The 11783-nt window shown below is 44.0% G+C and carries 13 protein-coding genes; 8 read left to right on the forward strand and 5 right to left on the reverse strand.

Annotated elements, in window-relative coordinates; all coding sequences use genetic code 11:
• Positions 1–203: 203 nt before the first annotated feature.
• Positions 204–1769, forward strand: a complete 1566-nt coding sequence (gene ahpF, locus FTU95_RS04965) for an alkyl hydroperoxide reductase subunit F (RefSeq protein WP_100357747.1) — start codon at positions 204–206, stop codon at positions 1767–1769.
• 265 nt (positions 1770–2034) lie between these two features.
• Here the strand turns inward: ahpF and FTU95_RS04970 are convergent, their stop codons facing one another.
• The 3 genes from FTU95_RS04970 to FTU95_RS04980 all read right to left on the reverse strand — a co-directional run bounded on the left by FTU95_RS04970 (position 2035) and on the right by FTU95_RS04980 (position 4243).
• Positions 2035–2289, reverse strand: a complete 255-nt coding sequence (locus FTU95_RS04970) for a YfhL family 4Fe-4S dicluster ferredoxin (RefSeq protein WP_005097495.1) — start codon at positions 2287–2289, stop codon at positions 2035–2037.
• Between the two features lie 2 nt (positions 2290–2291).
• On the reverse strand, positions 2292–3701 hold the full coding sequence (gene yegQ, locus FTU95_RS04975) for a tRNA 5-hydroxyuridine modification protein YegQ (RefSeq protein ID WP_180077744.1): 1410 nt from the start codon (positions 3699–3701) through the stop codon (positions 2292–2294).
• Positions 3702–3832: 131 nt separating this feature from the next.
• Positions 3833–4243, reverse strand: coding sequence for a Cd(II)/Pb(II)-responsive transcriptional regulator (locus FTU95_RS04980; protein ID WP_180077746.1), 411 nt, complete (start codon positions 4241–4243; stop codon positions 3833–3835).
• A gap of 85 nt (positions 4244–4328) precedes the next feature.
• Here FTU95_RS04980 and FTU95_RS04985 point away from each other — a divergent pair, with 85 nt between their 5' ends.
• The 3 genes from FTU95_RS04985 (at position 4329) to FTU95_RS04995 (ending at position 5586) form a co-directional block, all read left to right on the forward strand.
• Positions 4329–4952: a cation transporter gene (locus tag FTU95_RS04985; protein ID WP_180077748.1), complete on the forward strand. Its 624-nt coding sequence runs from the start codon at positions 4329–4331 to the stop codon at positions 4950–4952.
• A 187-nt stretch (positions 4953–5139) separates the two neighbouring features.
• Entirely contained in the window at positions 5140–5391 is a 252-nt protein-coding gene (locus FTU95_RS04990) for a hypothetical protein (RefSeq protein WP_005097487.1), read from the forward strand.
• An 18-nt stretch (positions 5392–5409) separates the two neighbouring features.
• On the forward strand, positions 5410–5586 hold the full coding sequence (locus tag FTU95_RS04995) for a hypothetical protein (protein ID WP_005097486.1): 177 nt from the start codon (positions 5410–5412) through the stop codon (positions 5584–5586).
• 78 nt (positions 5587–5664) lie between these two features.
• Here FTU95_RS04995 and FTU95_RS05000 read toward each other — a convergent pair whose 3' ends face one another.
• A complete protein-coding gene (locus FTU95_RS05000; RefSeq protein WP_005097483.1) occupies positions 5665–6444 on the reverse strand; it encodes a ferredoxin--NADP reductase in 780 nt (259 codons plus the stop codon).
• A 105-nt stretch (positions 6445–6549) separates the two neighbouring features.
• Between FTU95_RS05000 and tsaA the strand changes: the two genes are divergently transcribed.
• On the forward strand, positions 6550–7269 hold the full coding sequence (gene tsaA / locus FTU95_RS05005) for a tRNA (N6-threonylcarbamoyladenosine(37)-N6)-methyltransferase TrmO (protein ID WP_180001325.1): 720 nt from the start codon (positions 6550–6552) through the stop codon (positions 7267–7269).
• A gap of 1 nt (position 7270) precedes the next feature.
• Here tsaA and FTU95_RS05010 read toward each other — a convergent pair whose 3' ends face one another.
• Complete coding sequence (locus FTU95_RS05010) at positions 7271–8521, reverse strand: MgtC/SapB family protein (protein WP_180077750.1); 1251 nt, start codon at positions 8519–8521, stop codon at positions 7271–7273.
• Positions 8522–8730: 209 nt separating this feature from the next.
• Here FTU95_RS05010 and FTU95_RS05015 point away from each other — a divergent pair, with 209 nt between their 5' ends.
• The 3 genes from FTU95_RS05015 to FTU95_RS05025 all read left to right on the forward strand — a co-directional run bounded on the left by FTU95_RS05015 (position 8731) and on the right by FTU95_RS05025 (position 11781).
• Entirely contained in the window at positions 8731–10488 is a 1758-nt protein-coding gene (locus FTU95_RS05015; protein ID WP_180077752.1) for a GspE/PulE family protein, read from the forward strand.
• Positions 10489–10584: 96 nt separating this feature from the next.
• Positions 10585–10962 carry a NirD/YgiW/YdeI family stress tolerance protein gene (locus FTU95_RS05020; RefSeq protein WP_005170210.1) on the forward strand — a complete coding sequence of 126 codons (378 nt, stop codon included), beginning with the start codon at positions 10585–10587 and terminating at the stop codon, positions 10960–10962.
• A 153-nt stretch (positions 10963–11115) separates the two neighbouring features.
• Complete coding sequence (locus FTU95_RS05025) at positions 11116–11781, forward strand: response regulator transcription factor (RefSeq protein WP_100534809.1); 666 nt, start codon at positions 11116–11118, stop codon at positions 11779–11781.
• Positions 11782–11783: the final 2 nt, after the last annotated feature.

Raw genomic sequence — 11783 nt, forward strand, 5'->3', positions numbered from 1 at the left:
TTAGAAATGCTCCTGTTTAGGAGCATTTTTTATCTGCTGATGAAACAGTATAAAAATTAAAAGTTGAAATACCAAAAATAATTATTAAACTAGTGATCTAAAAAAACGATTTATAATATAAAAACAAACTGTTTTACCTATTTTGATTTATGCACTAATATCGCTTTATCAAATAAATATTTATTCCTTTGGAGACGTTAGCCATGTTAGACCAAAATACTTCAGCTCAATTAAAAACACTACTCGAACGTCTAGAAAGCCCGATTGAACTGGTGGCGACTTTAAATGATTCCGACAAATCTGCAAAAATCAAAGAACTTGTAGAAGAAGTGGCTGCATTATCTGATTTAGTCACTGCACGCTTTGACGGTACAAACCAACGTGCACCAAGTTTCGGTATTGCCAAAGCAGGTGAAGAACCACGGGTCTACTTCGCAGGTCTGCCAATGGGGCATGAATTCACCTCACTGATTCTGGCTTTACTGCAAAGCTCTGGTTATGCACCGAAAGTATCTGCTGAAGTTTTAGAGTCGATTAAAGGCTTAGGGATCAAATCTGATTTCGATGTATTCGTATCACTCAGCTGCCATAACTGTCCGGATGTGGTTCAAGCCTTAAACCTGATTGCAATTTACAACCCGGGTACAACAGCCACCATGATTGATGGGGCCTTCTTTCAGGATGAAGTGGAAGAACGCAAAATCATGGCGGTGCCGATGGTGTTCCAGGACAACCAGCATATCGGTCAGGGTCGTATGACTTTGGAAGAAATCGTGGCAAAACTGGACACCAACTCTGCAGCAAAAGAGGCTGAAAAGCTCAATGCCAAAGATGCTTTTGATGTACTGGTGATTGGTGGTGGCCCCGCCGGGAATACCTCTGCAATCTACGCAGCGCGTAAAGGCATTAAAACCGGGATCGTGGCTGAACGCATGGGTGGTCAGGTCATGGACACCATGGACATCGAAAACTATACCTCGATTCAAAAAACCCAAGGACCTAAGTTTGCTGCTGAAATGGAAGCACATGTACGTGAATACGGCGTAGACATCATGAACCTGCAACGTGTATCCAACATCAAAGGTGCTTCTGAGACTGCAAATGGCTTGGTTGAAGTCACTTTAGAGAATGGTGCCAAACTTGAATCAAAAACCGTGATTCTGTCTACAGGTGCGCGCTGGAGAGAAATGAACGTTCCGGGTGAACAGGAATACAAAACCCGTGGTGTGGCCTACTGCCCACACTGTGATGGTCCTCTGTTTAAAGGCAAACGTGTTGCGGTAATCGGTGGGGGTAACTCAGGTGTAGAAGCTGCAATTGATCTTGCAGGGATTGTAGAGCATGTGACTTTGGTTGAGTTTGATAGCAAGCTTCGTGCGGATCAGGTATTGCAAGACAAATTAACAAGCTTGCCAAACACCACGGTGATTAAAAATGCCTTGTCGACTGAAGTGGTGGGTGACGGTTCACAAGTGACTGCACTGAAATACAAAGACCGTGTAACAGATGAAGAGCACACTGTTGAATTGGCTGGTATCTTCGTACAGATTGGTTTGTTGCCGAATACCGATTTCTTAAAAGCAACAGCGGTTGAATTGTCAAATCGTGGTGAGATCCTGATTAACGAACGCAACGAAACCAATGTGAAAGGTGTATTTGCTGCGGGTGACTGTACTACTGTTCCGTATAAGCAGATCATCATTGCCACAGGTGAAGGCGCGAAAGCATCACTGTCTGCATTTGATTACATCATCCGTTCAGGTCAGTAAAAAATAACACCAAGGTTCCCCAAAACCTTGGTGTTCGATCTCGATTATCTTTGTTATACCTTTTTATAGGAACTCCGGACGCTAACACCAGAGTTCCTTTTTTTATTGTTATATTTGCTTCCTTTTTTAGATCAGCCAGAAGCATCCCCAATTGCTTCTGGCTGTCTCTTTCCTCTGTACTGTTTTTGTTCTGACTCTTATTATTCAGCCTTCCCCAAGGTTGTCTTTATTCAATGCAATATTTATTCCAATGTTTGATCAGTACTTAAGACTGGAACAAATTCAAGACTTTAAATTTTTCTAACAGTTGTTCTTGCGTCTCTACATGCTCAGGATGTGGCACAATGCACTCAATTGGGCATACATCTACACAGGTTTGGCGCTCATAAAAGCCGACACATTCCGTACAACGGTTCACATCAATCTCATAGACTTTCGCACCCTCATAAATCGCATCATTTGGACATTCTGCTAAACACATATCGCAATTGATGCATTTGTCGGTAATCAGCAGCGCCATGTTTAACTCCCCTGATAAGCCAGTGACGATGCCGAAATATCTATAGTCGATGTCGGCAGATTGCGGATGAGCAGTGCATATCGCATATCTACATCTGCTGGAACCGGAATCTCGACGATATGACCTGAGCCTTTAGCCTCAGAAATCAGATTGCCTTTTTTGTCTTTCATTTCGGTTAAAACAAAGCTGATATTGCCTTGAGTCGTCATCAGCTCTAAGGAATCACCCACGACAAAACGGTTTTTTACATCAATTTTGATGGAGTTACCGTTACGTTCTAAGACTTCACCGCAGAACTGTTGATGGTCAAAACTTGAAGAGCCATTTTCATAATTGTGATATTCACTGTGCACATGACGGCGCAGGAAACCTTCGGTATACCCACGATTGGCCAGACCTTCTAATTGCGTCATCAATGCTGGGTCAAATGGTTGGCCCGCAAGCGCATCATCAATGGCCTTACGATAGATTTGTGCGGTACGGGCACAGTAAAAATAGGATTTGGTCCGGCCTTCAATCTTCAAGGAATGTACCCCGACCTTGATCAGACGATCGACATGTTGTACCGCACGTAAGTCTTTAGAGTTCATGAAATAAGTGCCGTGTTCATCTTCTTCGGCAGCAAACATGTCTTCATCATTACGTTGTAATAATACCGGTTCATCAAATTGATGCTGTGCTTGCATATGTGCTTCGTCGGCATCTTGAGAGCAGCAGCCTGAATCCAGATTTTTCACTGGAATCACATCACCAGTTTCATCTTCTTTCGCATCCAGAACTTTGTATTCCCAGCGGCAGGCATTGGTACACGCACCCTGATTGGCATCACGTTTATTCATATAACCAGACAGCATGCAACGGCCGGAATAAGCCATGCACAGCGCACCATGTACGAAAACCTCAATCTCCATATCCGGTACTTGCTGTTTAATCTCAGCAATTTCTTCAATCGATAATTCACGTGACAGAATCACGCGCGTGAGTCCCATATTTTTCCAGAATTTTACCGTTGCCCAATTCACTGCATTGGCTTGCACAGACAGATGAATATCCATTTCTGGAAAATGTTCACGCACCATCATGATCAGGCCCGGATCAGACATGATCAGCGCATCCGGCTGCATCGCCACCACAGGTTCCAGATCACGAATAAAATTTTTCAGTTTGGAATTATGCGGCTGGATATTGACGACCACATAGAACTTTTTACCTAGCTCATGGGCTTCTTGAATGCCAATCGCCAGATTGTCATGATCAAATTCATTATTACGAACGCGCAAACTATAACGCGGCTGACCTGCATAGACTGCATCTGCACCATAGGCAAAGGCATAGCGCATATTTTTCAGTGAACCGGCAGGTGAGAGGAGTTCAGTAACGGTCGTCAGGCTCATGATGGAATCGAAAGACATATAAAAAGTACGGTTTTATTCTAACCATCTAAAATTTGGATTCAACCCAGTAAATTACTCGGAAATAAGCAATTTAGAATAAAAAGAATGTTTTATTTTGAGTGAAATGAAGCACTAAAATTATTCAATATTCAATTATTTTCAGTCTGTTCGAGCATTTTTAAAATCTGGCAATGATCAATGGTGGTCGGGATATTACAACTTTTTCGAAGTGCAATCAGTTGTTGTTCGAATAGCTGTAATTCCCTAATTTTTCTGGAGATATCTTCTAAATGCTGGTCAATGAGCTGATTCACTGCACTGCATTCCTGCTGCGGATTCTGTTCGAGTTTAATCAGGGCTTCAATCTCTTTTAAGGACATGTCCAAAGCACGACAGCGTTTGATAAAAAGCAGCCTTTTCAGGGCTTCTTCACCATAATAACGATAGCGATTACTTGCTCGAAAATTCGGCTGTATCAAGCCTTTCTTCTCATAAAAGCGAATGCTATCTGTGCTTAAAGCAGTCTTTTTGGCTATTTCTGAAATTAAATAGACTGACATTGCTCGCTCCTGCTTGACCTTGGAGTTAGTCCATAGTTTCTAATTATTTTAACTCATTTTTTGCACGAAAGTATGGAAGATCAACATGGCCTGTAGCTGTAGTCATGAACCTGCTCCACCCAAACCTGACAGTAAGTTTAGAACAGCGTTATGGATTGCCTTGGTGGTGAACCTGACTTTATTTGTGGTAGAACTGATTGGTGGGGCCTATGCACATTCATCGGCTTTGTGGGCAGATGCCTTGGACTTCTTTGGTGATGCCGTCAATTATGGCGTCTCTTTGGCGGTCATCGGTGCAAGTCTGTACTGGCGCGCAACAGTCGCCTTGCTCAAGGGAATGACCATGGCCTTATTTGGCTTGGTGATCATCGGTAAAGTCATTTATGCCTATCTGCAAGGCATTCCGCCAGAGGCACTGACCATGGGCTTGATTGGTGTGCTGGCATTGCTGGCAAATGTATTTACGGCAGTCATTCTCTATGCCTTTCGTGAAGGTGATTCCAATATGCGGTCAGTCTGGCTGTGTAGCCGAAATGATGCAATTGGCAATGCCGCCGTGATTCTGGCAGCAGTCGGGGTTTTTGGTACAGGCAGTCTGTGGCCAGATATAATAGTGGCGATGATTATGGCGAGTCTTGGTTTAACTGCGGGTTATCAGATTGTGAAGCAGGCACTGGCAGAACGGGCATTAGGACATGAGTCAGCCTGATTCTGAATATTTAAGTTTAATCCTAAAAAAGCTGCTTAACGGGCAGCTTTTTTATGGCCTGTATATTTTAAATAGATGAAAAATAAAGCTTTACAAATCCACTAATTTTAGAAAGAATCATCCGCGAAATTTATAGAATAGCAATATAACTTAACCATTTAATTTTTATTGTTTTTGAGGGGGGATAATGAACTTCATAAAACTACTTTCACTTGCGGCCATGGTGCTGATGACGGGCTGTAGCTCTATGGTCATCACTTATGATGCCACCGGTCAGGTGATTGGATCATGTAAAGCAACCCGCGGTCTGCTTTCAACTGCAAGTGCCCATTGTGGTGGTTCAGGTAATGCGATGGGTGTGAATTACAATAGCGTGGATGCCAAGACGGGTTTGTTGCCAGCACTGCCAAGTCAAAACCAGATTAATTTAAAGCCATAAAGAATACAGGGGAATATCATGAAATTATCAGCACTTATTGCACTGGCACTGGTATTAACAGGCTGTGCATCGACAGTGACTACATTTGACTCGCATGGCCGTATGATCGGTTCATGTAAGGCAGAAAGCGGTTTTATCATTGGTGGTGGCGCAGGCTGTTCAGGTTCTGCCAATCAGGAAGGTCGTGATCGTTAATTTTTTAACGCCGATTCAAATAAAAAACCGAAGCTTGAAGCTTCGGTTTTTTTAATTCTGATCATCTAAAATCAGATTTTATTTTTCCACGAATGCACGTTCAATCACGTAATCGCCTAGAACACCCATTTTAGGTGACTCTTTTAGACCGTGTTGGTCTAGAAGTGCAGCCACATCGTCGAGGAAGGCCGGGCTACCACACAGCATAGCGCGATCCGTTTCCGGGTTAAAACGTGGCAGACCAATTTTTTCAAACAGTTCGCCGGTTTCAATTGCAGTCGTAACGCGACCTTGGTTCGGATATTCTTCACGCGTCACAGTCGGGTAGTACACTAATTTTTCTTTCGCGCCGAGTTCAGAGAAGAATTCGTGATTTGGTACTTCATTCAAAATTAAATCTTGATAAGCCAGTTCAGAAATGAAACGGGTACCATGCACGATAATGATTTTTTCAAAACGTTCATAAGTTTCAGGATCACGGATGGTCGCTAAGAATGGTGCAAGGCCAGTGCCTGAAGACAGAAGATACAAGTTTTTGCCTGGGTTCAGGTCATCTAGCACCAAAGTACCTGTCGGTTTTTTAGAAATCAGGATGTCATCGCCGACTTTTACTTTTTGTAGAATGGAAGTCAGTGGGCCATCCGGCACTTTAATTGAGAAAAACTCTAACTCTTCTTCGTAGTTGGCACTTGCAATTGAATATGCACGCATTAAGGGCTTGCCATTGACTTCAAGGCCGATCATTACAAACTGACCGTTTTTAAAACGTAAAGCAGTGTCACGAGTCGTTTTAAAAGAGAATAAAGTATCATTCCAGTGGTGGACGTGAGTAATCTTTTCGACGTTAAAAGCAGCCATTAAAGGTCTCAATAAGTTATCAAATTAGAACAACTTGCTATTCTAAACTAAATCCATTCTCTATAAACTGAATATATTTAATTGAGCTTATCAAAAAAAGTGATGATGACTGAAATTAAGTTGCCGATTATTGGTTATATGCAATCACCCTACAAAGAAAAATTTGGTATTCCACGGCAGCCCAATCTGGTGCAGGTCGAAAGTTATATCGAAATGGTCGGCCCCTATAATGATTTGCTGGCATTTGAAGGAATTGAGGCTTTTAGTCATCTTTGGCTGATCTGGCAATTTCATGACAATAAAAACCAGGACAATAGCCAGTTTCGTCCACAAGTGCGTCCGCCACGTTTGGGCGGTAACAAGAAAATAGGCGTGTTTGCTACACGCAGCATGTATCGTCCATCACCGATTGGTTTATCTGTGGTCAAACTCAAAGAAGTGAGAAAGGTTGGCAAGCATGTTCAGGTGTATGTCACGGGGAGTGATTTGCTGGATGGCACGCCAATTATGGATATCAAACCTTATATTCAATATTCGGATGCTATCATCGAAGCACAAAGCGGTTATGCACAGGATGAACCATCACGTAAAACCGTCATCTGGTGTGATGAAGCGGAGCAGCAAAAGCAACAATTACTAGGAAATGGAAAAATTTCTGTGCAGACGATTCAGGAACTAGAAGCTGTCTTATCTTTAGATCCAAGACCAGCGTATCAGGAAGATGAAGAACGGGTATATGGGATGAGGTTTGCAAACGTTGATATTCATTTCAAAATTTATGCTCAGCAAGTGGTAATTGTTGCTATCCAGCATATTCCTTTCTAGATTATAGGTTCCACCACAATAAGCCGATCAACGCCGCCATATGCAAAATCTGCACAGGCGCAAAATAAAGGACAAACTTCCAGCCACCGGTCAAAGCGGCATTGGCTGACTTGGCCAGGGCATGAGCACCTAGACCTAAAAGCAGGGCGTAAATCAAACGGAGATTGGAGGGATCACCTTGAACGACGACACTGGCCATTGCGGCATGAATCTCGAACAGAGAGGCGAGTAAGGTCCCGACCAGTAGGCCGGCATCCCCGAGCCAGACCTCCAGTCCGTAAACTCCAGCCTGAATCAATGTTAATGTGACTGCAATAATCACAGCTTCTTTTAAGCTGAACATCTGGCTGTCTGATGATTCCATGCTCGGCGCAGGTTTTGCCTTGCGCAATAATAAAAATGCACAGGCTGCCAGAAGGATTACGGCAACTAAAGAGGGCAAAAGCAGGATTTTCAGCCAGTTCCATGATACCCCTCCAACCACAATCAATAGCAGTACAATGGTCGAGATACAGGACATCAGCGCGGCACCGGCATTCGATCGTGCATCCATTTCACCTTTACGGACCTGTAAACCTAACTGAGCGATGGTCGCCGTACTGGAAACAAAACCGGAAGCAATGGAGGACAGCATCAGGGCATTTTTAGTCGAAAAAAAGCGTTTCGCAATATGCGCCAGAGCTTGTACCACTAAAATTAAGGTCAGTAATTTTAAGATAATATAAGGGTTAAGCACTTCTCCCCAAAAAGGGCGATCAGGGGTCAGCGGCAGACCAATCAAAATCAAGGCCAGTAATAATAGTCCATCCCTGAATTCGGCTTCTTTAATCCATTTTCCGGCAATATTGTGCATGGTATGTTTGGCCATCAAAATACCGGTTAAGAGCACAGAAAGACCGGCTGCCAGAGGAATATTCCATAAACACATGGCGCCAATAAAATAGGTCATCACAAATGCAAGCTCTGTGGTAATGCCCGGATCATCTGGTTGATTTTTGATAGATAAAATGACCATGCCACCCACGATCAAAGCACCTATTACAGCAATCACGATTCCAAACAGGAAACACAGTGCACCCAATAAAGCACAGATTGCAAAGGAACGTAAGCCGGCAAAACTCGGTTGCTGTTCGCGTTGCTTATGCCGTTCCCGCTCCAGACCAATCAATAGGCCGCAGCCTAATGCCGAGGTGAGTATCGTGAGCAGTTCATGAAAAGAATGCGCATGCAGGGGAACCGCAGTCAAATCCATCTGTGACCTCAGCAAGCTAAGAGTTGATTATTTAAAAATATATGCGACGAGATAGAGTTTGCATAGATCAAAAATGTTGCGGTAGTAATTAAATCCATTATTTACTTTCTTTTTGAGATTGAAATAGAAACGTACATTCAACAGGTGGGGAGCATGCGAAAAACTGCAAAAACTTGTTATAGTGGAGGCAAGTTTGGGGACTGATAATAATGAAATTTGACTTTGAAATTGATACGGCATGGTGTCTAGACCAACTCTTTAAAGACGGTAAAATCAGTGAACGCGACCGAATGCTGGTACAAACCACTCATCGGCAACGTGAACAATTAAAATGGCACCCTTTACAGTGGATTGCCAATTTTAATCTGGTCGATCAATCTCATCCTCAAACAACGCTGACCCTGAACCGTTTATGTCAATGGCTGGCAGAAAAAACCGGATTAATGTTCTATATCATCGATCCTTTAAAAGCGGACGTACAGGCATTGACCCATGTCATGTCACAGGAATATGCACTACGCAACCATATTCTGGCCGTTGAGATTCAGGCCGATAAAGTCCTGATCGCGACCGATCAGCCGTATAAGACTGAATGGGTCTCTAATCTTGAACAGAATATTTCCCCGAAAAAAATCCAACGGGTGCTGCTGAATCCGGAACAGTTACAACGATATATTGTCGAATATTATCAGGTTAGCCGTGCCGTCAGTGGCTCACAAAAATCCTCGGCCTATGACCGGGAAAATAAAGGCGTCGAAGCCTTGCTACAACTGGGCGATTCGCAAAATCCGGATGCCAATGACCAGCATATTGTCAAACTGGTGGACTGGGTGCTGCAATTTGCCTTTGAACAGGGTGCAAGTGATATTCATATGGAACCGCGCAAAGGTACGGGCAAGATTCGCTTTCGAATCGATGGGGTGTTGCATACCATTTATAACATGCCGGCCAATACGCTGACAGCGGTGATTTCCCGGATCAAGATTCTGGGCCGGATGAATGTGGCAGAAAAGCGTAAACCACAAGATGGCCGTCTGAAAACCCGAACGCCGAAAGGACAGGAAACCGAATTGCGTCTGTCGACCTTGCCGACCGCATTTGGCGAAAAACTGGTGATGCGTATTTTTGATCCGGAAGTTCTGGTCAGAAGTTTTCAGCAACTCGGTTTTGAAGGGCATTTACTCAATGACTGGAATAATCTGACCAGTCACAGTCACGGCATCATTCTGGTCACCGGGCCAACTGGTTCTGGTAAAACCACAACGCTGTATTCGACCTTGAAGCAGCTGGCGACGGAACAGGTCAATGTCTGTACCATTGAAGATCCGATCGAGATGCTGGAACCGAGTTTCAACCAGATGCAGGTCAATAACGGTATTGAACTGGGCTTCGCCGATGGCGTGCGCGCGCTGATGCGTCAGGATCCGGACATTATCATGGTCGGTGAGATTCGTGATCAGGATACGGCCAATATGGCGATCCAGGCGGCACTCACCGGGCATCTGGTCTTATCTACCCTACATACCAATGATGCGCCGTCGAGTCTGACCCGTTTGCATGATCTGGGCGTGCAACCTTTTCTGACCGCAGCCACCATTCTCGGGGTATTGGCGCAGCGTCTGGTGCGTAAACTCTGCCCACACTGCAAGCAGGAAAGCTTCCTGAATGAACAGGAATGGCAGCATCTGGCGGCAGACTATCCTTTACCGCGTCCGGAATTTGTTTTTAAAGCCGTAGGTTGTGAGGAATGCCGTCATACCGGTTATAAAGGCCGGATTGGTATTTACGAATTTATGCCCCTGAGTCTGGAAACCAAGCAGATGATTGGGGCCGACGCTAACTTAAACCAGCTACGCCAGCAGGCAAAAAAAGAAGGGGTAGAACCGCTGCGTATCGCGGGTGCGCGTAAGGTCGTAGAAGGAATGACCACACTGGAAGAAGTATTGAGAGTGGTTCCTTTAAATTAATTTTTAAAGATGAAGCAATCTTAAGTTTCAATTCATCTTCGGCTGTTTTAATAGCATTATCGAAACAAAGCACAGATACACAAAGAGGTATACGCCATGAAAATGATGATGAATACAGTTTTAGCAGCCGCACTGATGGGTTCAATTGCGACAGCCGCAGTTGCAAGTAATGAAGCCGTGAATCAACCCGTGGTAAATCAGGCTGCTTTTGCGAAAACGATGACAGTGCAACAGGCCTTGGGCATGAAAGATGATAGCAAGGTTCAGCTTAAAGGCTATGTGGTTAAAGCGGTTGGTGATGAAAAATATCAGTTCCGTGACAGCACAGGCAGCATTACCGTAGAAATTGATGATGAACTGTGGCAAGGCAAACCGATTTCAGCCAAAACGCCAGTGACCATTATCGGTGAAGTGGATATTGACTATAAACCGGCAAAACGAGTTGAAATTGATGTCGAGCAGCTTCGTTTCTAATTCTAATATGAACAGTTGAATTGAATCTGAAGCTTGCTCCGGATTCAAGGATTATAAAAAACCACATGCAAATCATACAAAAAAGCATGTGGTTTTTTTGAGTCTGGACATTTTTCAGGGCAAGATAGAGAGATTGGCAAAGCGGAGCACAGCATGCGTATTCTTTTGGCAGAAGATGATCAGTCTCAGGCAGAAAGTATTCAGACCTGGCTGGAAATGGACGGCTATGTGATTGACTGGGTCGAGCGTGGCGATCATGCCATTTTGGCCATCGAACAGCATCAATATGACTGCGTATTACTGGATCGCGGACTACCACATGCGACTGGAGATGACATTCTAAAAAGCTTACGCAGCACACAGAAAGATACACCGGTGATTTTTATTACTGCCCGGGACAGTATTGATGACCGGGTTGAAGGTCTGGATTTGGGTGCCAATGATTATCTGGTCAAACCTTTTAGTCTGGAAGAGCTTTCTGCCAGGGTGCGCGCGCAGTTAAGACTGAAACAGCAAACGCCAAATCATATTCTGAAATGGCAGGATTTAAGTCTAGATACCCAGGCCAAGGCCCTGAACAAGGCTGGACAGCCGATTGATCTGACTGCGAAAGAATTTCAGATTTTATATAAACTGATGCAGCAGCCGGAACATGTCATTACCCGCGAGCAACTGGAGGAATCGCTATATGCCTGGGGGGATGAAATTGAAAGTAATGCCATTGAAGTGTTTATTTACCAGTTACGTAAAAAAATTGGCAGCCAGATGATTAAAACCATCCGTGGTTTGGGTTATCGCATGCATAAACCCGAGGCATAAAT

Origin of the sequence: Acinetobacter sp. YH12208, from assembly GCF_013418055.1 — a bacterium.
Taxonomy (GTDB): Bacteria; Pseudomonadota; Gammaproteobacteria; order Pseudomonadales; family Moraxellaceae; genus Acinetobacter; species Acinetobacter pseudolwoffii.